At 40.2% G+C, this 24,796-nt stretch carries 25 protein-coding genes; 15 read left to right on the top strand and 10 right to left on the bottom strand.

Features of this window, described 5'->3' with window-relative positions; translation table 11 throughout:
- Positions 1-23 precede the first annotated feature (23 nt).
- From GQR38_RS14875 to cyaY, 3 genes are read right to left on the bottom strand one after another with little or no spacing between them, the layout of a single operon-like run.
- Positions 24-1,001, bottom strand: a complete 978-nt coding sequence (locus GQR38_RS14875; RefSeq protein ID WP_165722707.1) for a DUF2914 domain-containing protein — start codon at positions 999-1,001, stop codon at positions 24-26.
- 22 nt (positions 1,002-1,023) lie between these two features.
- Positions 1,024-1,680, bottom strand: a complete 657-nt coding sequence (locus tag GQR38_RS14870; RefSeq protein ID WP_007580555.1) for a dienelactone hydrolase family protein — start codon at positions 1,678-1,680, stop codon at positions 1,024-1,026.
- A complete protein-coding gene (gene cyaY, locus GQR38_RS14865; protein ID WP_002960979.1) occupies positions 1,677-2,000 on the bottom strand; it encodes an iron donor protein CyaY in 324 nt (107 codons plus the stop codon). The genes GQR38_RS14870 and cyaY overlap by 4 nt, the downstream gene beginning before the upstream one ends.
- Before the next feature lie 341 nt (positions 2,001-2,341).
- Here cyaY and GQR38_RS14860 point away from each other — a divergent pair, with 341 nt between their 5' ends.
- The 8 genes from GQR38_RS14860 (at position 2,342) to GQR38_RS14825 (ending at position 8,619) form a co-directional block, all read left to right on the top strand.
- Positions 2,342-2,536 carry a lipoprotein gene (locus GQR38_RS14860; protein WP_024592613.1) on the top strand — a complete coding sequence of 65 codons (195 nt, stop codon included), beginning with the start codon at positions 2,342-2,344 and terminating at the stop codon, positions 2,534-2,536.
- Positions 2,537-3,790 (top strand): diaminopimelate decarboxylase, encoded by a 1,254-nt coding sequence (gene lysA, locus GQR38_RS14855; RefSeq protein ID WP_024589650.1) that lies wholly within the window; start codon positions 2,537-2,539, stop codon positions 3,788-3,790.
- Positions 3,791-3,854: 64 nt separating this feature from the next.
- Positions 3,855-4,685 (top strand): diaminopimelate epimerase, encoded by an 831-nt coding sequence (gene dapF / locus GQR38_RS14850; protein WP_007580548.1) that lies wholly within the window; start codon positions 3,855-3,857, stop codon positions 4,683-4,685.
- A complete protein-coding gene (locus GQR38_RS14845) occupies positions 4,682-5,293 on the top strand; it encodes a DUF484 family protein (RefSeq protein ID WP_165722706.1) in 612 nt (203 codons plus the stop codon). Before dapF ends, GQR38_RS14845 begins: the two co-directional genes overlap by 4 nt.
- Positions 5,290-6,234 carry a tyrosine recombinase XerC gene (locus GQR38_RS14840; protein WP_165722705.1) on the top strand — a complete coding sequence of 315 codons (945 nt, stop codon included), beginning with the start codon at positions 5,290-5,292 and terminating at the stop codon, positions 6,232-6,234. Before GQR38_RS14845 ends, GQR38_RS14840 begins: the two co-directional genes overlap by 4 nt.
- Positions 6,235-6,244: 10 nt before the next feature.
- Positions 6,245-6,952 carry an HAD-IA family hydrolase gene (locus tag GQR38_RS14835; protein ID WP_165722704.1) on the top strand — a complete coding sequence of 236 codons (708 nt, stop codon included), beginning with the start codon at positions 6,245-6,247 and terminating at the stop codon, positions 6,950-6,952.
- Positions 6,953-7,137: 185 nt separating this feature from the next.
- On the top strand, positions 7,138-8,241 hold the full coding sequence (locus GQR38_RS14830) for a retroviral-like aspartic protease family protein (RefSeq protein ID WP_165722703.1): 1,104 nt from the start codon (positions 7,138-7,140) through the stop codon (positions 8,239-8,241).
- Positions 8,242-8,262: 21 nt separating this feature from the next.
- Positions 8,263-8,619, top strand: coding sequence for a HopJ type III effector protein (locus GQR38_RS14825; RefSeq protein ID WP_024592619.1), 357 nt, complete (start codon positions 8,263-8,265; stop codon positions 8,617-8,619).
- A 10-nt stretch (positions 8,620-8,629) separates the two neighbouring features.
- On the opposite strand, the gene GQR38_RS14820 is transcribed toward GQR38_RS14825, so the two are convergent.
- Entirely contained in the window at positions 8,630-9,037 is a 408-nt protein-coding gene (locus GQR38_RS14820) for a GNAT family N-acetyltransferase (RefSeq protein ID WP_165722702.1), read from the bottom strand.
- Positions 9,038-9,077: 40 nt separating this feature from the next.
- Positions 9,078-9,383 carry a DUF6482 family protein gene (locus GQR38_RS14815; protein ID WP_165722701.1) on the bottom strand — a complete coding sequence of 102 codons (306 nt, stop codon included), beginning with the start codon at positions 9,381-9,383 and terminating at the stop codon, positions 9,078-9,080.
- Between the two features lie 109 nt (positions 9,384-9,492).
- Here GQR38_RS14815 and GQR38_RS14810 point away from each other — a divergent pair, with 109 nt between their 5' ends.
- The 3 genes from GQR38_RS14810 (at position 9,493) to GQR38_RS14800 (ending at position 11,895) form a co-directional block, all read left to right on the top strand.
- Positions 9,493-10,191 carry a pseudouridine synthase gene (locus tag GQR38_RS14810; RefSeq protein WP_165722700.1) on the top strand — a complete coding sequence of 233 codons (699 nt, stop codon included), beginning with the start codon at positions 9,493-9,495 and terminating at the stop codon, positions 10,189-10,191.
- A 108-nt stretch (positions 10,192-10,299) separates the two neighbouring features.
- Entirely contained in the window at positions 10,300-10,674 is a 375-nt protein-coding gene (locus tag GQR38_RS14805; protein ID WP_165722699.1) for a BlaI/MecI/CopY family transcriptional regulator, read from the top strand.
- 9 nt (positions 10,675-10,683) lie between these two features.
- Positions 10,684-11,895 carry a TonB family protein gene (locus GQR38_RS14800; protein WP_165722698.1) on the top strand — a complete coding sequence of 404 codons (1,212 nt, stop codon included), beginning with the start codon at positions 10,684-10,686 and terminating at the stop codon, positions 11,893-11,895.
- A 73-nt stretch (positions 11,896-11,968) separates the two neighbouring features.
- On the opposite strand, the gene GQR38_RS14795 is transcribed toward GQR38_RS14800, so the two are convergent.
- Positions 11,969-12,352 carry an MAPEG family protein gene (locus GQR38_RS14795; RefSeq protein ID WP_010554555.1) on the bottom strand — a complete coding sequence of 128 codons (384 nt, stop codon included), beginning with the start codon at positions 12,350-12,352 and terminating at the stop codon, positions 11,969-11,971.
- 239 nt (positions 12,353-12,591) lie between these two features.
- Here GQR38_RS14795 and GQR38_RS14790 point away from each other — a divergent pair, with 239 nt between their 5' ends.
- Complete coding sequence (locus GQR38_RS14790; RefSeq protein ID WP_197103186.1) at positions 12,592-13,470, top strand: DMT family transporter; 879 nt, start codon at positions 12,592-12,594, stop codon at positions 13,468-13,470.
- Between the two features lie 70 nt (positions 13,471-13,540).
- Here GQR38_RS14790 and GQR38_RS14785 read toward each other — a convergent pair whose 3' ends face one another.
- From GQR38_RS14785 to GQR38_RS14770, 4 genes are all read right to left on the bottom strand, one after another.
- Positions 13,541-13,858, bottom strand: a complete 318-nt coding sequence (locus tag GQR38_RS14785; protein WP_165722697.1) for a multidrug efflux SMR transporter — start codon at positions 13,856-13,858, stop codon at positions 13,541-13,543.
- Positions 13,858-15,390 carry a bifunctional GNAT family N-acetyltransferase/carbon-nitrogen hydrolase family protein gene (locus GQR38_RS14780; protein WP_010554553.1) on the bottom strand — a complete coding sequence of 511 codons (1,533 nt, stop codon included), beginning with the start codon at positions 15,388-15,390 and terminating at the stop codon, positions 13,858-13,860. The genes GQR38_RS14785 and GQR38_RS14780 overlap by 1 nt, the downstream gene beginning before the upstream one ends.
- Before the next feature lie 99 nt (positions 15,391-15,489).
- On the bottom strand, positions 15,490-16,338 hold the full coding sequence (locus GQR38_RS14775) for an MBL fold metallo-hydrolase (RefSeq protein ID WP_007580517.1): 849 nt from the start codon (positions 16,336-16,338) through the stop codon (positions 15,490-15,492).
- A gap of 58 nt (positions 16,339-16,396) precedes the next feature.
- The gene (locus tag GQR38_RS14770; protein ID WP_165722696.1) at positions 16,397-18,682 is read right to left on the bottom strand and encodes a penicillin acylase family protein; all 2,286 of its coding nucleotides are present in this window, start codon (positions 18,680-18,682) and stop codon (positions 16,397-16,399) included.
- 156 nt (positions 18,683-18,838) lie between these two features.
- Here GQR38_RS14770 and ycaO point away from each other — a divergent pair, with 156 nt between their 5' ends.
- The 3 genes from ycaO (at position 18,839) to GQR38_RS14755 (ending at position 24,750) form a co-directional block, all read left to right on the top strand.
- On the top strand, positions 18,839-20,599 hold the full coding sequence (gene ycaO, locus GQR38_RS14765; RefSeq protein WP_165722695.1) for a 30S ribosomal protein S12 methylthiotransferase accessory factor YcaO: 1,761 nt from the start codon (positions 18,839-18,841) through the stop codon (positions 20,597-20,599).
- A gap of 115 nt (positions 20,600-20,714) precedes the next feature.
- Positions 20,715-24,077: an ATP-binding protein gene (locus GQR38_RS14760; protein WP_165722694.1), complete on the top strand. Its 3,363-nt coding sequence runs from the start codon at positions 20,715-20,717 to the stop codon at positions 24,075-24,077.
- Between the two features lie 43 nt (positions 24,078-24,120).
- Complete coding sequence (locus GQR38_RS14755) at positions 24,121-24,750, top strand: YceH family protein (protein ID WP_165722693.1); 630 nt, start codon at positions 24,121-24,123, stop codon at positions 24,748-24,750.
- The last annotated feature ends 46 nt before the right edge of the window (positions 24,751-24,796 follow it).

Below are 24,796 nucleotides of genomic sequence, written 5' to 3'. Positions count from 1 at the left end.
TTAATTACTGCGTTTAGCTAGTTTTAGTCAGCTAAAATTCTAAACTCTTTTTGGGCAATTAAATTGCCTTGCTCATCAACTACATCAACACGCCAATGGCCTGTTTGTGTGTCCATGATATTTTTTGTTGAGTACGTTCTGTAGCGAGGCGAAGTAACATTAAGTGTAATTTCAGCCATAGTTTCACCTTCAAACGACCAAACATGCTTAACTTGCTGGCCTTGAAGATTTTTAATCTCACTAAAAAACGATACGCCTTCATCAAACTGACTTAATCTAATATCAGCAGCAAACACATTAGTGGGCTCACGCTTACTTACTTTACGAGTAAGTACCGCACGGCTAATTTTACCCGTGTCTATTTGCGCGCCCAAAGCCACACTTGCCACTTGTGCTGTCGGCGAAAAACCTTCAGTGCCACTCAATGCGCCATCATCACTTTCTAACTCTAAAAGTAAGTCGCTTTGACTGGCTAGCTCAGCTACGTTTTGAGCTTCTGCGGTTTCTTCTTGCACATCATTATCAAGGTTTGAGTTTAACTCTGTATTAATGCTTTCGCTTTGTTCAGTAACACTATCGTTGTTAGCCAATAAAACAGGGGGATTATTTACAAGCTCAGCTTCATCAGATGTATTACTTGAAATGCTTAGTTGAGCCTCATTTTGCTCAGCTGACAACGGTTCAATCCGAGCTTGCATTACCTCTGCAGGCTCATTAGGGGTAGTGTTTACTGATGATTCAGGCTCAACATCCGTTACTTCAACGCTTGCCTGGTTTTGAGCGTTACTGCTAAAGCTTAAAAATTGCTCCTGCTCATTTGGATGCTCACCTTGCTCAGCACTGGCTGACGTTGTTAAGCCATACACAACTGCTGCAGAGGTCATTAATACCAACATAGCAATACTCACAATACGACGCCAATTCCACTCGTAGCTTACCGTTGGTACACTCTCTTGTAGTTCGCGTTTAACATTTGCTTTAATAACTATTTTTTGACTCATATTGACCTCAGCGGTTCCAAAATTAGCTTAAACGAGCAATTAACCATTGGCGAATAGCTTGCAATTCTTCTGCGCAAACTTGGTGGGCCATTGGATATTCTTGCCAGCTTACATCCATGTTATGTGCTGTTAATACTTCAAACGCACTTCTTCCCGCACTATGCGGTACAACGTTATCTTGGCTACCATGAGCCATAAATACGTTTAAATCAGTATGCTTTGCTTCATCAGCAAATTTTTGCGGCACACACATATAAGTAGAAAGCGCCATAACACCCCCAAGCTTTTGCTCAAAGCGCGGTGCTAAATGCAGAGACACAACACCACCTTGAGAAAAACCAGCTAAAATTATTTTATTAGCAGGTATGCCATTAGCAATTTCTTTATTAATTAACTCTTCTACCTTTGCAGCCGAATCCCTTACGCCTTGTTCATCGGCACGCTTATCTAATTCTATAGATTTAATATCGTACCAAGAGCGCATTTCCATGCCACCATTTATGGTGACCGGTTGTACTGGCGCATGCGGAAAAACAAACCGTATACCAAGCTCACTTGGTAAATTAAGCTGCGGAGCTACTGGCGCAAAACCATCCCCAGAGTCACCTAAACCATGTAACCAAATAACCGTTGCTTTGTGCTCACTTTGGGCTGCATATTCTACAAATTCTAAACTCATAGTGATGATTGCCACTTAACTTCTTGGCCTGCTTGGCGAGTTGAGGCTTCATTTATAAACGCCCAAAATTCAGCGCCAGAACGGTTATCAATCCATAACCCATCACGCATTTCAAAATGATGTCCGTTAAACTTAGTCGCAACCCATACTTGGTGAAGAGGTGCTTGCTTGTTAATCACTATTTTACTTTTATCAGGAAAAATTATTTCTAAAATACCTTGTGCCGATTCGTAATCTAAATCAGCTTCGCAATCATCAACCTGCTCTTCAATAGTGAACATAAGAGCTTCGGCTAATTGGTGATATTCGTGTTCAGTCATTGTTATTTCCTTTGCAGGCGAGCCGCCTAATATTGGGTACGTTTTAGCTTTGAATTAGCTTTAAAAATGTGCAGCTAGGGCCTGTTAACCTTTCAGGATTGAAATTTGTTCTATCTAGGGGCGATTTAATCGCGGCGCGAGGTTTGTAACCTAGTGGACTAAGTTAAAACCGAGCAACAAAGAGTAAATCGTTCCTAGGACGAACCCAACGGGCAGCGCAAATTCAACCTCGAGAGATAAACAAGTCCTAGTGTAACAGGAATAAAATCATCCGCGAATAGCTGCATTTTTTAGATATTCTGTTACTCTGCGATTATAAAGCCAGCAACCGTATTAATCTAATGAAAGCGACACATACCTTACAATTAAAAAAACTATTAATAAGCACTGTACTGTTAAGCGCCTTAGCTGGCTGCGGACAAAGCGGTCCGTTATATTTACCAGAGCAACAAACAGAGCAAAACCAACCTCAAAATACAGCTCAGCCAGCCACTACCGCTGAGCAAGCCAAAATATCGCAAAGTCAGGAGCAATAAATGGATTATTTTAACTACAAAAACAACCAATTATTTGCCGAAGACGTCAGTGTGGCAAGCATAGCGCAGCAATACGGTACGCCGTGTTATGTGTACTCGCGCGCTACATTTGAGCGCCATTATTTAGCGTTTGCTAACGCCACTAAAAATCATAAAAGCTTGGTGTGTTACGCCGTAAAAGCAAACTCAAATATTGCCGTGCTTAATATATTAGCGCGCCTAGGATCGGGTTTTGATATTGTATCCAAAGGCGAACTTGCGCGTGTAATTAAAGCGGGAGGCGATGCTTCTAAAGTGGTTTTTTCGGGCGTGGCTAAAACAGCAGACGAAATAGCGTACGCATTAAAATTGGGGATTAAATGCTTTAACGTTGAATCAGCCTCTGAGCTTGAGCGTATTTCTGAAGTGGCTTGCGAGCTTAACTTAGAAGCGCCTATTTCTATTCGCGTAAACCCCGACATAGATGCAAAAACACATCCGTATATTTCTACTGGTTTAAAAGAAAATAAATTTGGTATTGATATACAAACTGCTGTAAGTGTTTATCAACAAGCAGCGGCTTTACCTGGTTTAAAAATTATTGGTGTTGATTGCCATATTGGCTCTCAATTAACTGAAGTAAGACCATTTTTAGAAGCCCTTGATAAACTCATGGCGCTTATTGATGAGCTAAAAACCAACGGTATTGAGCTAACTCACTTAGATATTGGTGGCGGTTTAGGCGTGCCATATAACAATGAGCAACCACCACACCCAAGTGAATATGCAGCGCAAGTTACCGAGCGCTTAGCTAACTATAAACACCTTGAACTAATTTTTGAACCAGGGCGCGCTATTGCAGCTAACGCAGGTATTTTAGTTACTCAAGTTGAATTTATTAAACAAAACCAAGACAAATTTTTTGCCATTGTAGATGCAGGTATGAACGACATGCTTCGCCCTGCGCTTTATCAAGCGTGGCAGAAAATCATTCCGGTATCAGTTCGCGACGACGAAACACCTACTCACAACTTTGATATTGTGGGTCCGGTGTGCGAAACCGGCGACTTTTTAGGAAAAGATCGTGAACTAGCGCTTAAACAAGGCGACTTACTCGCACAGCGAAGTGCTGGTGCATATGGCTTTACCATGAGTTCAAACTACAACTCGCGCCCGCGTGTTGCAGAAATAATGGTAGATGGTCAGCAGCACCATCTTATTCGTGAACGCGAAACTATTGAAAGCCTTTATCAAGGTGAGAAAGTTTTACCATAAACGTTTTTGTCTACTAGCTGCTCTGTGGCATGATTAGCACAGAGCAAAACCGAATTAGAGCGCTATGTTAGTTAATTTTTCCAAAATGCACGGCTTAGGCAACGACTTTGTTGTGATTGATAACATTACACAAAATGTTTTTTTGTCGCGAGATCAAATCAAAAAACTGGCAGATCGCCATTTTGGCATTGGCTTTGACCAATTGCTAATGGTTGAAGCGCCATACTCTCCTGATCTCGACTTTCATTATCGAATATTTAATGCCGATGGTACCGAAGTAGAACAATGCGGTAACGGCGCACGCTGTTTTGCCCGCTTTGTACGTATGAAGGGCCTTACTAACAAGCATAAAATTACTGTGTCGACCAAGTCGGGCAACTTAACGCTCTACATAGAAAAAGACGGTCAAGTAACGGTTAACATGGGTCATCCAAATTTTGAGCCAAGTAAAATCCCTTTAAAAGCGAGCAAGCGTGAGCTTACTTATATTATTAGAACCGAAGAACACACTGTATTTAGTGGCGCGGTATCTATGGGTAACCCGCATTGCGTGCTAGAAGTTGACGACGTAACTACCGCGCAAGTTGATATATTGGGTCCATTACTTGAAAACCACGAACGTTTTCCGCAAAAAGCGAACATTGGCTTTATGCAAGTTGTATCGCATGAACACATTAAATTAAGAGTGTGGGAGCGAGGCGTTAACGAAACCCTAGCCTGTGGCACAGGTGCGTGTGCAGCAATGGTTATTGGTCACATGCAAAATAAATTATCAACAACCGTTCAAGTAGATTTACCAGGCGGTAGCTTACAAGTACGTTGGAGTGGCGAAGGTCACCCAGTACGCATGACTGGCCCCGCAGAGCATGTGTTCGACGGGCAAGTAGCGCTATGAGCGAGCTAAGTAAAGAACAGGTTATTGATTACTTACATCAACATCCTGATTTTTTGGTTCAACACCCGGAGCTACTCGCACAACTTGAGCTGCAACAGCAAGCTCAAGGTGCAACGTCGCTGGTACATATTCAGCAACGCCAATTACGCGAGCACAACACGCTTTTAAAAAACCAAATAGATGCTATGAGCAAGCATGCAACGCAAAACGAGCTCGTATATCGCTTGTTTAGCCAGTGCCATCGCCAGCTTTGGAATCATGACGATTTTGACACTCTTGCAAATAATCTGCGTAATATAATATGCTCAAGTGAAGATGTTAGCGACTGCAAATTAGTAAAATATAATCCCGAGTACGACGAGCTTATTTCACATCGCCTTACCCATTCTGGGCATTATTTAGGGCGTATTAATCAGCAAGAGCGCGAATTATTATTTAGTGAAGATACACAATCCGTCGCTATTTATTTAATTGGCGACACCAAGCACCCTATCGCTATTTTGGCGTTTGGTAGCAGTAACGTAAACCATTTTGAGCCCGCTCAAGATAATCTGTTTGTACTCGACTTTATAAACGCATTACACCTGCGGTTGCAAAAACTAGCATGAGTGACGATGCGCCTAATATTACCCAGTTAAGCGACAGTTGGCGTACACCCATAACGCTATTTAGCGATTATTTAAAGTTTGAAAAACAATATTCAGCGCACACCGTTAATCAATATGTAAGCCAGCTTGGCTTTGCAGCCCTTTATTTTAGCAAATTATGTGATGACTGGTTTGGCGTGCAAGGCGAGCATATTCGCCGCTACAGCATGGCACTACGCTCAAAACAATTAAGTGGGCGTACTATTAGTTTAAAGCTCAGCTGCATTCGTAGTTTGTATAAGTTTTTAAAAGCAAAAAATATTGCCGAGCAATCGCATTACCATAATCCGGCGGTGGGTATAAAAGGTCCTAAGTTTGCAAAGCCCCTACCTAAAAATCTCGATGTGGATCAAATGGCACGCTTGCTCGAAATACCCGACGACGAGCCTCTCGCAATTAGAGATAAAGCAATGATGGAGCTTATGTATTCATCAGGGCTGCGTATAAGTGAGTTAGTTGGCGCTAACATGCAAGATATTAGTGCTGCCAATGGCGAAATTTTAGTGCGTGGTAAAGGCAATAAAGAGCGATTAATTCCGGTGGGCAAAAAAGCGTTAGATGCATTAAAAAAATGGCTCACAATACGCCCTCAGTTTGCAAAGCCCGATGAAATAGCAGTATTTTTAAGTAGCCAAAAAAATCGTATTTCGATTCGCCAAGTGCGCCTGCGTATGCAAGAGTGGGGAATAAAACAAGGCATTAGCTCGCAGGTTCACCCGCATAAGCTGCGCCACTCGTTTGCGTCACATATTTTAGAATCATCTGGTGATTTACGCGCCGTGCAAGAATTACTAGGGCACAGCAGTTTGTCGGCTACACAAGTATATACACATTTAGATTTTCAGCATTTAGCCAAGGTGTACGACAACACTCACCCTCGCGCAAAAAAACGAACTGATTAGGAAAATAAATATGATCCGATTTAATCGTGCTATTAAGCCATTTTCTGTCATGAGCTTTGATTTAGACGACACGCTATACAGCAATCACCCTATTATAAAAGCAGCCGTTAAAGCCCAACAAAATTATTTAAACGCACTACGGGGCTATCAAGAGCAAGGTCCAAAGTACTGGCAACTATGCCGAGAACTTGCCGTAATACAAAACCCAGATCTCGCGGATGATGTAACTAAATGGCGCAAACACACCCTACGTTTAGCGCTTTCTAAACTTGGGTTTACCGCAGATGAAGTAGAGCGCCATGCAAATGCCGCCTATAACGCCTTTGCCGACGCGCGCAGCAACATAGTAGTAAGCGATGACGTACTTAACTTACTAGATAACCTAGCCCAGCACTTTACGCTTGTTGCAATTACTAATGGTAATGTTGAAATTGAACGCTTTAACTTACACGATAAATTTGAACTCGTACTGCAAGCAGGTATGCACGGTAAAGCAAAACCTCACAGCACCTTATTTGATAAAGCAGCCACACATTTAAACGTTGCTAAAAGCGATATTTTACATATTGGTGATAGCCTAGATACCGACGTACAAGGCGCAAATAATGCCGGTTGCCAATCGGTATGGTTAAACGATCAAGGTGCCAATTATGCTTATAAAGGGCTGGCCGATATTGAAATAGCCAATATTCATGCCTTAACGCACTTTATTAAATAATACCAATTGCATTAAATAAGTGTTCTATTATAGCGCTAAGAAAATAGCACAATAACAAGGCGAAAATTGTGACATATAGTTGTTCTATATGAATAATTTTTAACGCAGTTAGTGAGTTATTTAATGCGATAAAATGATCATGTTTTAATAAAATTGGTATAACCTATTAAAAATAAGAGGTCACAATGAGCCACTATACCAAGCTAATCACCTTGCTATTAATTGGCTCGCTTAGCCTTAACGCTTATTTATTATGGCCGCAGCCTGCGTTAACTACACCACAAAAAACGCAAAGTGCCCAGCAAAGCATATCGCCTAAACAACAAGATACGTTACTAAATACGGCAAAGCAGCAATTTAAACAACACCAATTTGAAGTCGCACTTAGTAGCTATCAACAACTCAAAAACAGCAATCCAGAAAGTGCAAAAAAACTTTATTCATCGTGGCTGATACAGCTTAAAACATGGCTAAATAGCAATTTATTACTCAGCGAATCATTTCTCAATGCGCTATTAAATAACAGCCCTTATAACGTAGAATTACTTAATTTACAGGTTGAGTATTTAATAAATAGTGAGCAAACACAAAACGCCATTATTGCTTTATTTGAGCTGAATTCATTACTACCTGCTGATCAGCAAAACAACGTAAATACACGCTTAAATACGCTCACTCAAAACGAATTACACACGTTAACTGAGCAACAAAATTGGCAAGCTATTATTGAGCAAACACAAATTTGGCTTGATTATAAAAGCGATAACGCGCAGTTTTTATATCCGCTTGCGTACGCCTACTTTCAGCAAGGCGATTTAATTAGTGCACAAGCAACCCTTGATCGAATGCCAAACCAGCACAATCTAAAAAGCCAAGTGCAAACACTGCAAGCTATGATCAATAAAGCACAATCGCAAGACGACTTTGTTGCTTTAACGCCTTACGGCGCGCATTACTTAATAAACACCGAAATAAATAATAATCTATCGACCGAACTAATGATTGATACAGGCGCAAGCGTAACCTCACTACCTACAAGTATAATTGAGCAAATTTCGCCACAGCCTTTATATTTAGGCGATATAACAATAAATACAGCGAATGGTCAAATTGTTGTAAAACGTTATCAAATTGAATCGTTTAAAGTGGGCTCGCAAATTATTTATGGCTTTGAAGTGCTAAGCATTGAAAACACACGCGGACAAGGTTTGCTAGGGATGAACTTTTTATCGCGATTTAAATTCAATATAAATCAGCAAACAGATGAGCTAGAGTTGAGCGCTAAATAATTAAAAATCCAAAGGTAACACATGACACTAAATAACTATTTAAAAGCACTTGCTGAAAATCCAAAAAGCATTCAATTTACCGATACAATGGCGGTGATTGAAGCAAATTACGACTTTACTGCATGTGGCTTTAATAACCATGGATTACTTAGCGCTGCGAGTGAGAACAACGGCTCATGTAAAATTTTTGCGTTTGCTAAATTAAACGATTTAAGTAAACAAAATACGTTAGATTGCTTTGGTAAGTTTTACCGAGAAGACGTGCTGCAAAACCCAAAAGGCGATGATCACCTAAATATTCGCACTTTTATGTTAGCACCAGAGGCAACACCTTTTTTAGGTATTACCTTTGAAGGCGAGCCACTAAAAGAAAAATAGCCAGCAAAAATTAAAGTGGCTTTTCCATAAAGTAACGCGTACCTGAGCGTGGGTAATTATTAAGTTGATACTTAACACTATAACCGCGCTTTTCGTAAAAAGGTTTTGCTTGAAAATCAAGTGTATCAAGCTGAGCAGTTGTTGCTCCTAGCTCAATAGCAGCTTGCTCAAGTGCCGTTAGCAATTTATCTGCAAGCCCTTTACCTCGTGCACTATCGCTACACCAAAGCCAACTAATCATCAGCCAATTTCCAAACACACACCCACTAATACCGGCAACAAGCTCGCCTTGCTCATCAGTAAATTTATAGCCTAATGGCACTCTTTGCGCATCAAAATGCTGGGCGTTAAATTCAACCATTTGTGCGCGAAGCGCTGAGTTTAACGCATCGGTATTATCTACTTTTAATTGATACATTTATCGCCCTTAAAAAGCAGATACTAGCAAATTAGCTCAATCAATAAAGATTATTTTTACCGTAAGGTACTTCAAGCATATTGCTGCCGGTTTTTTCTGGCTGGCCGCACATTTCATCGTAAGCGCTTGTTTGGCGCAGTACCATTTCGGCATACGCTATTTTGTCAAAACGCTTTTGAACATGCAGTGGGCTTAGCGCTCTTAAAAACTCACCGCTGTTTTCTGTTACATAGTATTCAACGTTATTAATCATTACTGATACTTGATAAAGCGCCATATCTAACGAGTGAACAATGACTTTTTGTAGCGGCTCGTGCTTTTTTAACTGTGAAAATTTAATACCCATCTTGGCTACCTTTTTATATTTAACCTGAGTTCTGGTTATTTAACATTATCGATACGCAGCTTTGCTATAATCACGATCAAATTTTTATTAGCCGCTGGCGTCACACGTTATGAGCACAAAAATCCGACTCGCTAAATATATTGCCCATGCAGGTATTTGTTCTCGTAAACAGGCATCGCGTTTAATTGATGAAGGTGTTGTGACTGTAAATAATCGCCCAGCAAATCATATTGATCACGTTGATGAGCAAGACACAATAATAGTGAACGAAAAAGAAATTAAAGGTGCTGCCGATTTAGTTTATTTTGCGTATCACAAACCAGTGGGTATTGATTGCAAATTAAATATTGATGACTCAGCCAGCCTTATCCACCATTTGCCCAATCTCACCCGTGTTTACCCTATTGGACGATTAGATAAAGACTCTCGCGGTTTACTTATTTTGACCAACGATGGGGATTTTTGTAACCAACTAATACATCCTGACTTCCACCAGCCTAAACATTATTTAGTCACCGTACATAAGCCTTTAGACGATGCTTTTTGTAAAAAAATGGCAGCAGGCGTACCCGTTGATAAACACATAACCCTACCTTGTGAGGTAAGTAAAATAGCCAGTAACCAGTTTAGTATTGTTTTAAAGCAGGGGCTAAACAGGCAAATACGTAAAATGGCGCATTACTGCGGATACAAAGTTATTGATTTATATAGAGCGCAATTTAGTGACCTTGTACTTGAGGATTTAAACCTCCCTGAAGGGCAGTATATCCGCATTAATAAAGCTGATATTTTAAAAGCCCACAGCTAACCTCCTGCCTATTAGTTTAAATAACACACTAAAAAGTTAAAAAATAAACTTGCATTTATGGATTACAGGTGTAGTCTTTTATTAAAGATTACATTTGTAGGCAATAGCATGATTGAGTTATCAAAAGCAGAATTTGACGTGCTCGACGCACTTTGGATTAACTACCCCGCCACCGCGAGCCAAATAATTGAACGCTTAAGCGACGATAAGCAATGGCACGAAAAAACAATTAAAACCCTACTAGGTCGACTAGTAAAAAAAGGCGCACTTACATTTGAAAAAGAAGGTCGCCAATATATTTATATGCCGTGTATTGAGCGCGCCGACTACACCTTAAAAGAAAGCCAAAACTTTATTGAGCGCTTTTTTAGTGGGCGTATTGCGCCACTTGTAAGTGGTTTTGCTAAATCGGAGCAGCTTTCTCAGCAAGATATAAACGAGCTTAAAAAAGTCATAGATGACTGGGAAAAAAACCAAAAGTAAGGGATTAACATGGTTATTCAAACTGGTTTTAATTGGTTGATTGAGCAGCAATTACTATTAAGTATTTTGTTTTATGGATTTATTTTACTCGAGCGATTTGGTTTAAAAGCCCTTGGCTCACGGTTTGTATATAAATTAGCATGGCTATTACCTGCAGCATTGGTTATTGCTAATTTACCAAATGCGGTTAAACCACTGCAAAATAGCAATATTAGCCATTACTTAATCACCCCTAACCAGCCCTTTATACATGAAATGGATATTAGCTGGGCGCTCATGTATGCACTTATTACCGCAGGGTTATTAATAGCTAGTTTTATTACGCATACCCGTTTTGTTAAAAGCCTGCAGTTAACTGAGTTAACACAATTTGAAGGCACTCTTGCCACTGGTGTTAAAACCTACACCAGTCAACATGTAGCCACACCAATGGTGGTCGGGATTTTAAACAGCAAACTGGTGTTACCGAGTAACTATAATACTCAGTTTGATAAAGCCACATTAGCGCTTATTTTAGAGCACGAAAACGTACACATTAAACGCAAAGACAACTTAACAAACGCACTTATATTACTGCCTACTCTTTTACTTTGGTTTAACCCACTAGCTTGGTTTTGTTACGCAAGTATGCGCCGACTACAAGAGCTGACTTGTGATGAACGGGTACTTAGCAATAAAACCACACAACAACATATTTTATATAGCAAAGCCTTAATAAACTGCGCGGCGAATGCGCCCACAGGGCTTATGGCTTATTCACACTACGGAGATAAAAAAACCATGTTACAACGACTAACTAATATAAAACACAGCGGGGAGCGTTCAAAGTTTGCTAAAGGTGGCTTATTACTTGTAGCCGCAAGCATGCTAAGCGGCTTAGCAATTGCAAAGCAACCAGAAGTAAATAAAACGCAAGAGGAACATATTTCACCAACAATACGCATTGAACCTGTTTATCCAATACAAGCAGCTCAACAAGGGATCAGCGGCTCTGTTGTATTAAAATACGATATTGCAGCAAACGGTAAAACAAAAAACATTAGTGTTATTCAATCTAAACCTAAAAATGTTTTTGATAAATCAGCGAAAGAGGCGCTAGCAAAATGGAAATATAAAGCATCAGATTCAGGTTTTGAAGATGTACTTGTGCAACTAGATTTTGCGATTAATAGTGAAGTGGCGCCTACCGATTTAATAGAGCGAATTAAAGTATCGCATTAACACCTCGAGTTGTTCAAGACTACAAAGCAAGCGCCCTTTTAGGCTGCTTGCTTTGTGGTTTTACGCTATAAAGTTACAAACTCACCACAATCATGGCAATGGCTGTACCCAAACCAATAAACCACACTAATGAGCGAATTATATCTAGGTTCATATAGTAAAATACGCAATACAAAATACGCGACACAATATGCGTAACAGCTAGCATTTCGGTTACTGCACCTACAGAGTTAGTGCCCAGTACAACTGCAATAGCGACAGCAAAAACAGCAAGCGATTCAAAACAGTTTTGATGAGCAGCAAGCGCCCGTGCACCAAAGCCGGTTAATTTTTTTTGTTGCGCCCTAGGATGTTTATTGTCGTATCGACCTAATTTTGCCATTGCTATAGCAACCGGCACTTTTGCAAAGTAAGGCATTAATACCGCAAGTAATGCACATACAACTAATGTTGTCATAATTTATCCTTTTGATGTTTCGGATAATTTAGCATAAGCGAAATAAAAAAGCCGCCAGATGCGTTTTATGACAAACGCTGGCGGCTAACAATAACATCAGGCTTACTATAGCTAAATTTATCCTCAAACCCGTGCGACATAATGTCGCAGATGATGAATATTCAACATCATAGTTAATGCATCGCTTTACTTCACAAAGCTTGTTAACTTTACTGCCTTACATTTTAACGATGACGACCATGACCTGGATATTTTTCACTTTTTTAGCCGCCTTTATGCAAGCATGGCGTAATGCCTTGCAAAGTAAATTAAGTAACGATGTGAGTGTGGCTGGCGTAACCCTCTCTCGCTTTATTATTGCAGGCCCTATTGCTGCCGTGTATTTATATGGCCTTTATCAATATCAAGATACCGCCATGCCTACGTTTAATAATGCCTTTTGGGGATTTATTGTAGGCGCAAGTGTGATGCAAATACTTGCCACTGGTTTAATGGTTAAGTTATTTAAAATGAATAATTACGCCGTAGGTGCTGGTCTTGCCAAAAGCGAGGCGTTAGTGGCTGCTATTTTAGGTGTATTATTTTTTGGCTCGGCACTTTCTTTACTCGGCTGGCTTGGTGTGTTTTTTGGCGCTATTGCCGTATTGCTACTCAGCGGCATAACAAGCGTTAAACACTTTAATGCTAAAACGGCATTACTAGGCCTTGCTTGTGGTACTTGCTTTGCACTTACCTCACTGTGGGTACGTGAAGCGAGCTTAAATTCAGGATTATTATTCCCACACTCAGCCGCTTGGGTTTTGCTGTTTGTAATTAGCTTACAAACACTAATACTACTGGGCTATTTATTATTAAAAGAGCCGCAAACGCTCAGTAAATTGTGGTACTACAAAGGCACTACAGCCGCTATTAGTGTTTTTAGTTGTATCGGCTCTATTGGCTGGTTTAGTGCAATGAGCTTACAACATGTTGCTTACGTTAAAACACTTGGACAGGTTGAAGTATTTTTTACCATGCTAATTGCCGTACTTTGGTTAAAGCAGCCACTTAAAAAACAAGATACTGCAGGCTTAATACTCATAGCCATTGCCGCTGTTTTGGTTATGTTGCCGAATTAATGGCAACATAAAAAAGCGCAGGCTTTTATACCTGCGCTATTCATAATTAAGCGTTTATTCAAATTACCAATTAAGAGCTGATTTTTAGTGTTATCACACCACTAATAATCATTAATACTCCCGCAATACGACCAAACGTAGCGGCATCGTTATAAAACAATATACCCACTAAAAACGTACCGGCGGCGCCAATACCAGTCCACACCGCGTATGAGGTGCCCATTGATATTTGCTTTTGGGCAAGCCACAACATAAAACCACTCGCGACCATAAATGCCACCGCTATTGCAATACCCTGCCAGCGAGTATCTGAGTTTTGCGAAATTTTTAAACCTATCGGCCAGCCAATTTCAAGTAAACCGGCAATAACCAAATAAATCCACGCCATTAAACATCTCTCTTTTTCAATATAACTTCATATAAATCTTCGCGACGATCTTTTAAGTTACGCACTGTGCCTTCGCTGTGAAGAATTTTTAACTTATCCATATCAAGGTCACTAAATAACAGCATTTCTGTATTAGGTGTGGCTTCGTTAAGTGTTGCATCGTGCGGGAACGAAAAGTCCGATGGCGTTAACACAGCCGATTGTGAGTACTGCACATCAAGGCTTTCTACTTGTGGTAAGTTACCTACCGAGCCTGCAATAACCACATAACATTCGTTTTCTATTGCACGCGCTTGTGCACAATGGCGCACACGTAAGTAGCTGTTTTTAGTGTCGGTCCAAAATGGGACAAACAAAATATCTAACCCTTGTTTTGCTAATATGCGTGAAAGCTCAGGAAACTCTACGTCATAACAAATTTGAATACCTACACGCCCAGCATCGGTTTCAAATACAGCAATTTTGTCGCCGCCTTGAATAACCCAATCGTTTTGTTCATGCGGGGTAATATGTATTTTACGTTGCTCGTCTATTTTACCGCTGCGGTGGCATAAATAACTTACGTTATAAATTTTATCGTCTTCGGCAAGCGGCATAGAGCCGGTAATAATATTGGCGTTGTATTCTATTGCCATACGCGACATCGCGTTTTTAAACGTTTCGGTATATTCCGCTAAATAACGAATCGCTTCAGTTTGGTTGCTTTGATTTCCTAAGCCCATTAATGGCGCGTTAAAAAACTCAGGGAATAGGATAAAGTCACTTTTGTAGTCAGATACGGTATCTACAAAGTATTCAACCTGTTTTAGCATTTCTTCAACCGATTCAACACAACGCATTTGCCATTGCACAGCACCTACGCGCACAATTGATTTAGTTGACTCGAGTACCGTGTCGGTTGGTTCATACATAATGTTATTCCACTCAAGCAAAGTGGCGTAACCAACTGACTCTTGATCCTCCGGTAGGTACTTTTTAAGTAAACGCTTTACCTGAAAATCGTTAGATAACTGAAAGCTTAAAATAGGATCGTATAACTCTCTCTGATCTACTTTTGCAATGTATTCCATTGGCGTCATTTCACTACTGTGATTGTAATAACGTGGAATACGACCACCCGCTAAAATAGCGCGTAGGTTATATTGGCGGCACAGTTCTTTACGGGCATCATAAAGGCGACGACCTAATCGCATGCCTCTGTGAGTTTCGCTAATGGCCACATCTAAGCCGTATAGCGCATCGCCGTCGGTATCGCTAAATACACGGTCGTGACCATCTGCAATGTCTTCGTACGTATGCGGGTTTGAAAAACGTGTGTAATCAACTTGTACACTTAATGCTAAGCCCACCAGCACACCGTCATCTACAATACCTATTTGCCCTTCAGGAAATTGGTCTATTAATCTAAAAATGGTATGACTTGGCCACGCACCACCTAAATCGGGATACGCTTGATCCATCAAGGTTTTAATTTGCGGATATTGCTCTCTGGTTAAGTTACAAATTTCAAGATGGGTTTTTTCTGCCGACATACACAACTCCTTTAGGCATAAGAAAATAAAAGCCGAATGTACGCTCGATTAAATCAAGAATACACTCAGCTTTGTATCATGTTTTTTACTTTAGATGTACTACTTTAAACTGCGATAAAAAAGTGTGGTTACTTTCTCTTTTGGTAACCAGCCTGCGTATTCAAGACCAAGTTCTGCCAATGGATCGGCTTTAAGTACTTGCTCTAAGCTTGCATTATTTTGCATTGCTTTTAGCATCACATCTTTCGCATTTTGAACTAGCTTACCATACGCTATCAGTCCTGAACGGTCACTTACCTTACCGTGTCCTGGTATTACTTTAGTGTTGTCGTCAATTTGTTTAACTACATCGTCTACTGCCGCTAAAATACCATCAACGCTGCCGCCGCTATCTACATCAACAAACGGTAAGCTGCCAAAATTAAAGTAAATGTCGCCCATGTGCACTATGTTGTCGTTACTAAAAAAGACAACCGAGTCGCCATCGGTATGTGCATGTTCGTAATGCACTACATGGGCGTGTTCATTATTAAAATGCAGTTTTAAATCGTGACCAAAACTAATGCGCGGTAAAAAGTCTGACCCTTCTCCATGCTGCTCTTCTAAACGTTTATGTACATTGTCGTGTGCTATAACGTGCGCACCCGCTTTAGCAAAGTTTTCGTTGCCACCGGTATGATCGCCATGATGATGTGTATTAATAACAAACTCTGCACTGCCTGGTTTTAAATCGCTAATCGTTTTTTTAATATCATCTGAGAGTTTGGCAAACTGATCATCAATAATATAAATGCCATCATCACCTACACTTGCTGCAATATTACCGCCTTGCCCAAATAGTACGTATACATGCTCACTTAGCTTTTGTGCTGTTACTGGTCCCTCGTCGGCTTGCGCTGCTGTACTTAGTAATAAACCTGTTATTAATGCGGGTAATATTTTTTTCATTTTAGTTCTCTGTTGTTTTATTGGTAATTATATAGAACGTGTTTAGCTATACTTTAGTTCATCGTGTCGGCTTTATTACTATTTGATGTATTAACTCTTGAGGCAATAAAGGTGTATGTTTACCCTCTACGTAATCACTAAACCCCGCTCTATAAAATTCAGAAAGAGGGTGCCCCGATTGCCCACCCGGAATAGCTAAAATTGCATGTTCTAAATGCCCAGGTTGGGCAATAAAGCGCTGCGATGCGCCAAAACTACGTCCTTGTACGGCGGGCATGTAGCTATCACCAAAACCCGCTGCTGTGGGCATATTTAATAACTTAGCAAGTAACGGCATTTGCTTTGCAAACGGATGCTCTATCACTAACTCATTGACCTTGCCCCACTGCCAGCTTTGTACATTATTACCAAATTGCTCAGTAAGCTTAGTGATAGTTTGGTTAAATGCACCGTGTAATTGTGCATCCCAGCTTTTAAATTGCGGGTTTATCCACGTATCGGGTTTGTTATTAATAAGCTGCCAAACTGCGGGCTCTAAATCTCGTTTTACGTATTTAAGTGTGCCTTGCTGTTTATTTAATTGGCTTTCAATATTACTAAATAAAATATTAATCACTTCATCGCGGTAGCGCTTAACTAAGGTATACCCTATGGAGGTTGAACACGCACATTGCTGCCAATTTTCGAGCGCTGTTATATATTGCTGATTTTTAGTTTTATCGGCTTTTAATTGCTTTAATAGCAGAGCATGCCAAGGCATTAAAAAGCGAGCTTGATTATCGAGCTGTAGTGCGTAAAAGTCGCTCTCTGCAAATGTTTTTTTTTCAAATAATCTATCGCGAATTTGACTCGAACGTGCACCGAGTGCATAGCCACCATTGCCAAAACGCGCGTTATCTTCAGCCGATACCACGCGAGAATTACCAGTCCATAATCGACCGTTTTGTGGGTTTTTAATAAAGGGACGTTCTAATTCGGTTTGCTGCCAAAGCACTGAGTAGTCATCGGCATTTACGCCAAGCTCACTTGGCGTTTTACGAGCAGGTATACCGCCCATATTTTTCCACGCTGCGTTACCTTGGCTATCTACCACTATTAGGTTTTGCACAGGTATTCCTACATCGCTTGCTACAGCAAGTGCATCATCTACTGTTTTGGCTTGCTCTAACTTTAAGAGTTGCATATTAACGGCGTAAGGCTGATGTGCAGCCCAGCTCAATGCATAAGGTTTTTCGTTAATGTATTTTACAGGGCCATATTCGCTGAGTAGTAATGAATAGTTTTCAACCTCCCCATCGGGTAATGCAATAGGTTCATCTACTTGCCATGTTTTACTATCATCGTTTAATGCAATCCAATCGGCTGTATCTAAATAACCGTTAGTAAATCCCCATGCAACATTGTTGTTAGTGCCAACAACAATGGCAGGTGCTCCGGGCAGCGATACACCGGTCACCTGAGTCTGCTCACCACTGTGCATGTAATTTAATTGTGCCCTGTACCAAATTACAGGTACTGCCATCGATAAATGCATATCATCCGACACCATACCAGCACCTGTTTTAGTAAGCGTTCCCGTAACAGCCCAGTTATTACTGCCGCGCTCTTGGTTGGCTTCAATACTTTTAACTGTATGCTCTGTTTGAGTGGGAAAAGTAGGTATACCGGCGTTATAAGGCGTTAATTTACTGCCATCAAGTGCGGCTTGGTACTTACTCGGTTGCGTTAAAAAATCAACCATTTGCTTTGTGTACGCTTGCTCAATTTGAATGAGTGCTTGGTCACGTTCAAATGTGGCGCTTTGTAAATCAAGGTACATGCTAAATATCACAAGTAGGCTGTCTTCGCTTTGCCATGGCTTTTGTGTTGCACCTGTTAGTAAATATTCAAAGCTTGAATACCCTACTTGCGCTAAACCTTCGTTTACACCTTGAGCGTAACTTTTAAGTAATTGCTTATCGGTCTCAGCCAGCGTTTGTAAAATAATTTGGCTGCGTTTACGCAATTGATGAAAACGCATTTTTTTATCGAGCCCCAACGCGGCTTCGCCAAATAATTCACTTAACTCGCCTGCGGCATTACGTCTTAGTAAATCCATTTGAAAAAATCGGTCTTGCCCATGCACATAACCTAAACCATAGGCTGCATCGTTTCGGCTATTTGCATTTATTACTGCTTGCCCTAGTGCATCGCGCGAAATTTTTACAGGATCTACTACCGCGTTACTACGTCCGTTTCCATCAAGGGCAGGTAAACTTAAACTAAGTACCCCATAAACAACGGCGGTACTTGCCAGCCCTAAAATCACAATTAATAATAACAAGCGTTTGATTACTTTAAACATCAACCTTTCCTTTGCACGTTTTGACCAAGCGTTAAGGACATATAATAACCACAGTTTTATTAAATAATAATGTTCTTGCTCGCAAAGGGTGAAATAAACATCAAAATCCACGATAATGTCAGCTCCACACATCGTGCAGAACTAGTTGAGATCAATATGACTGAAAAAACATTTATCAAAGGTAAAGACCGCGACCTAGAATCGTCAATCTTTACCATGCAAAACAAGCTTGAAGCCCTACACATTAATGTTGAAGAAGCGCTTTGGCTTAACCCTGTAGCTAACTGTTATTCGGTTCATATAAAAGACAGTGACTGCGGTGTTATGTTTACCAATGGTAAAGGCGCAACCGACAAAGCCTCTATTGCCTCAGCACTCGGTGAATACTTTGAGCGTTTAAGCTGTAACTACTTTTTTGCAGACTTTTATCTAGGTGAAGAATTTGCCAATGGCGAGTTTACTCATTACCCAACCGAAAAATGGTTTAAAGTTGAAGGCGACGAAGTACCACAAGGTATTATGGATGAAAGCTTATGGGATTACTTTGACCCAGAGCGCGAACTAAACGCATCACACCTTTTTGATTTTAACTCTGGCAATATTGATCGTGGCATTTGTACCCTGCCCTACACTCGCCAACGCGATAACCAAGACGTATACATTCCGGTAAACGTTATTGGTAATATTTTTGTATCTAACGGTATGAGCGCAGGTAACACAAAATTTGAAGCTCGCGTACAAGGTTTATCAGAAGTATTTGAGCGCGCGATTAAAAACCGCATCATCGCCGAAGGCATTTGTTTACCAATCGTGCCTGAAGACGTTGTTAAGCAATATCCTAAAATTCACGAAGCGTGTGAAGAGCTTCGCAGCCATGGCTTTCATTTACGTATTGCCGATGCATCACTTGGGGGGATTTACCCAGTAATGAGCGTAACGCTTATTAACCCAACTGATGGTTCTGTATTTGCTTCTTTTGGTGCTCACCCATCATTTGAAGTTGCACTTGAGCGTACCGTTACCGAGTTACTACAAGGTCGTCGTTTAGATCAACTAGATGTATTCCAACCTGCAACATTTGATAACGATGAAGTAGCAACACCAGAGAACATTGAACTGCACTTTATTGATTCAAGCGGTTTGATTTCGCATGATTTCTTCCGTGCAAAACCTGACTTTGAATTTGTACACTGGGACTTTAGCGGCACAACAGAGCAAGAATATAACTTCTGTACTGACCTGATTCACAGCATGGATCACGATATATACATCATGGATTACACGCACTTAAACGTATACGCATGTCGTATTTTAGTGCCGGGCATGTCAGATATTTACCCTGTTGATGAGCTTATTTGGCGCAACAACAACGAAGGCGCAAAATTTCGCGAAGCATTCCTATCGCTTGATCAGTACGATGCAGAGCAATGGATGGAAATTTACGACAGCCTAGAAGAAGCCGGTCATAGCGATATTATCCGCGCCGCAGAATTTATTGGCTTAGCAACTGATGCCGACACACCATGGCACACACTGCGTATAGGTGAGCTTAAAGCGCACCTATGTTTAGCCGCAGGCAGCGAAGAAGCCATTGATTGGGTTGACTGGATACTTCATACAGGCCAAGTAAACGAAGATGCAATGCGCCACTTCCGCTGTTTAAAAGCGATTCTTGAAATTAAATACGATGACGAGCGCGAATACGCTGATTACCAAGATGCATTAGGCTTAATGTTTGGTGCTAATAATGTAGCGCTGGCTATTGAAATTGCCGAAGGTGAAAAACAATTTAACGGTTTAACTTTTCCAGGTTTATCGCTTGAAGGCTTTAAAAAGCATGCGGCACTACTTGATGGTTACCGCAAGCTACAAGTAGCAAAGCAAAATCATTGGGCACGTGAAGTTAGCGATTCGTAACTCGCTAAACTACTAATTATAAAAAATAAACGGCGCATTTGTTAATGCGCCGTTTTCATTTATGTCATAAATTAGCTATAGTTAATTTGCCTAAATTAACGCCACGATGTAGCTAATGCCACCGTCTAGTAATAACAAAAAAACGAATGTTCATAACTTTAAGCTGACCTTTTGGTTATCGCTTACGCTAACTGTACTAGTTGGTGTTGTTCTTGATCGTATTAACTATAATCGTGTAAAAGATGCTCACCGCCTACAAATTCTTTCAGAAGTAAGTACTTATAGAGCTCAACTCGAATCAACCTTAGTTTCTAATATTCAACTAGTACGGGGTTTAGGTGTTGCCGTTGCCGCAGAACCGGGTTTAGAACAAGAACGCTTTGAACAAATCGCAGCCCCTCTTTTTGATACATCAAATGAACTTCGTAATATTGGTGGCGCTCCCAATATGGTCATTCAAATGACCTATCCTTTAAAAGGGAACGAAAAAGCAATTGGCCTTAATTTTTTAGATAATAAAAATCAGCGTACTGATGCACTTAGAGCCCGCGATACCAACACAATTATTATGGCAGGACCGCTAACATTAGTTCAGGGGGGGGAAGCATTAATCGCCAGGGTTCCGGTGTATACCCCTCCCAATAATGAGTTTTGGGGCTTGTTGTCGGTTGTACTCGATATTGACAAGGTTTATATCAATTCTGGCGTTTACGAATTAGAAAAACAGTACAACGTTGCCATTCAAGGACGTAATGGTTTAGGTAAAAAAGGCGAGTTTTTTTTCGGCAATCAAAATATTATTCAGCAAGATCCTCTTGAGTTCACTCTAAATTTTCAAGGCGGCAGCTGGCAGTTATATGTAGCGCCAAAAATCGGTTGGAGCCCTCCTATTTCATCAATATGGTCACTTCGGTTATCGATTATTATTATTTGCGGATTATTAATCTGGGCCTTTTTATTCTTTTTGAAAATGCTTAATCGTCAGCAACAAAACGAAAAAATGCTTGAAGCAATGAGTGATCTAGCTCAAATAGGCGCATGGTCATTTAACTTAGAAACTAAACAAGTGTATTGGTCTGATATGACCAAAAAACTATTTAAATACCCATTAAATAACCAACCAGAATGGCCTAAAGATTTAAACTACTTTAAAAAAGGCACTAGCCGAGAAACAATTAAACCTTTAATTGAACGAGCCATAAAATATGGTGAAAGCTACGAAGTTGAATTAGAAGTAATGGATGCAGAAGGTGAATCTGTTTGGGTACTCGTACATGGTGAAGCAGAACGAAAGAATGGACGATGCACACGCATTTTTGGCTCACTACAAAATATTGATACCCGTAAAAAAATTGAATTAGAAAATAATAAAACCGCATTACATAACGAAATTTTAGCTTCTCTTACCGTTAATAAATTAATATTAAATGGGCAACTTAGCCAATCGAAAGATATTATCACTAAGGCAATCTGCCAAGCATTCGATATTAAACGTGCCAGTATTTGGTTTTTTAATGAAGACAAGTCTCAACTAAGCCCCTTTGCCATACATAGCAAACATTCGTCTAGTGACAAAATTGACTCTATTTGGCTAAGAAAAAACAACCCCGGCTTTTTTAATGCAATAGATCATCAAGCAGTATTTAATGCACCCGATGCACTAGAACACCCAATACTCGCACCAATTAAAGAGCAGTATTTAATGCCACTCGAGATTAAATCAATGCTGTGCGTAATTATTCCTGCGGGAAGTGGTGCTATAGGCGTTGTTTGCGCCGAGCAATGTCAATCCAAGCGCCACTGGTCTAAAAACGAAGAAAGCTTTTTAATTGCCGTTGCAGCGTTAATTGGCAGCTTGCACTCGAGCCAGCAACGAATTGAAACTGAACAAAAGCTGGTTGCCGCCAAAGAAACTGCAGAACAAGCTGTTGAAGCTAAAAGTGAATTTTTAGCAAGTATGAGCCACGAAATTCGCACACCAATGAATGGTGTTTTAGGCATGCTTAATATAATTAAGCAAACGCAACTAGACCTACAGCAAAAGCATCATATCGAACTTGCTCAGTCATCAGCTCAATCTTTACTTAATATAATTAACGACATATTAGACTTTTCTAAAATTGAAGCCGGTAAGCTCGATATTGAAAACGTGCAATTTAACCTACCTCGGTTATTAGGAGAAGTGGTTGAGTCGTTTGCTTTAAAAGTAGAGCAAAACAATACAAAACTTATTTTAGATGCCACTCAAATTACAGTTAGCGAAATAATTAGTGATCCGAACCGCTTACGCCAAATTTTGAATAACTTAATTGGCAACGCCGTTAAATTTACTATTGATGGCGAAGTAGTTATTACCGCCAAAGTGGATGAAACAACGGATGGCTCGTTCCTACAATGTTCGATTATTGATACTGGCATTGGTATTGACCCTAAAAAACAAGCGTCGTTATTTGATTCGTTTACACAAGCAGATACCTCAACTACACGCCAGTTTGGGGGCACAGGGCTTGGCCTTGCCATAGTAAAACAACTGTGTGAGCTGATGAACGGTGAAGTAAGCGTAAACAGCATGCAAGGTGAAGGAAGTACATTTTCTTTCACAATACAAATACAGCCTCGCTTAAGTAAAGAACAAGATTTACCGAGTCATTTAATTAAAAACAAACATATTTTAATTATTGATGAGTGCTCGTTAAATGCAAATACAGCCAGCAAACAACTCACAGTATGGGGTGCAAAGGTTAATTGCATACATGACTATCTTGAGGTTGATGATTATTTAAATAATGTAACCACCCACCCTGAAGCTATTTTAGTTGATTACTACTTTTTTGAAAAAGCGCCGCAAACGCATATAACTGCGCTTAAAAACTTTATAAATATGCATAGTTGCAAGTTAGTTCTTATGGCGCCAATGAGTTATTCACCTGAGGAGTCTAAAGTAGGTATGGAAGTCGACTGTATGATTTTCAAACCACTCACTCCCTCTGATTTATTTGACTCACTCACTAACGATAAATACATTGAACAACAGCAGCAACAAGCACAACTACAAAATAAACTAACTAAAGCACCAGTACTCGATTCATCAGAACCACAACTACTGCTCGTTGAAGACAATAAAATAAACCAAGTAGTTGCCTCGGCGCTATTAAAGCAAGCAGGTGTGACTTTTGATATTGCTGAAAATGGGCTTGAGGCAATTGTAAAACTCAATGCAAAACAAGGTAAGCCATATAAGCTAGTTTTAATGGATTGCCAAATGCCTGAAATGGATGGCTACCAAGCCACTAAAGCCATTAGAGAAGGCGATGCAGGTAAGGGTAATGAAAATATTACTATTATTGCACTTACAGCCAATGCCATGCAGGGCGATAAAGAAAAATGCCTAGCAGCAGGCATGAACGACTATTTAAGTAAGCCGCTCGATTTAGCCGCACTAAAACCTAAACTCCAGCAATGGCTTGGTATCCAATAAAGGTGTAAGCTAATAAAATACGCTTACTAATTTGAGATTATTTATGCAGTTATCAGCAAATCAACAACGTATTCTTGGTTGCTTACTAGAAAAACAAAGCACAACGCCAGAACATTATCCGCTATCGTTAAACGCTCTAGTGAACGCATGTAATCAAAAGTCTAATCGCGATCCTGTGTTAAATCTTACAGATAGTGACGTGCAAAACGCACTTGATGAACTAATAGACATGCGCTTGGTAACTATAGATGAAGGGCTTTCTGGTCGAGTAAATAAATACGACCACCGCTTTTGCAACACTGAGTTTAGTAATCTGCAATTTTCTGCTCAGCAACGTGCCATTGTTTGTTTATTACTTTTACGTGGTGCCCAAACCCCAGGTGAATTAAGAACTCGCAGTGCTAGGCTTGCTGATTTTAATAACGTAAATGAAGTAGAAACAGCGCTCAATAAACTGATTGAAAGCGATTACGCCCGTAAATTAGAACGAGAAGCAGGTAAACGCGACAGCCGATACATTCATTTATTTGGCGAACAACAAAATAATCCCGCCGATGCCTTTGTTGCTCTACCAAGCGAAGTAATTAAAGATAAAGAATTAAGTGATTTACTGGCAGAAGTAGAAGAATTAAAAGTAGAGCTTCGCAGAATAAAAGCTCATTTAAAACTTTAATTAATTAAAACTAAATCACATAATAAGTTTATTGCGTATCACATAT

The sequence above is a fragment of the Pseudoalteromonas sp. c7(2019) genome (assembly GCF_011378625.1).
Classification (GTDB): domain Bacteria; phylum Pseudomonadota; class Gammaproteobacteria; order Enterobacterales; family Alteromonadaceae; genus Pseudoalteromonas; species Pseudoalteromonas arctica.
Note: the sequence above shows the minus strand (reverse complement) of the source record. Positions and strands in the feature narration are given on the sequence as shown.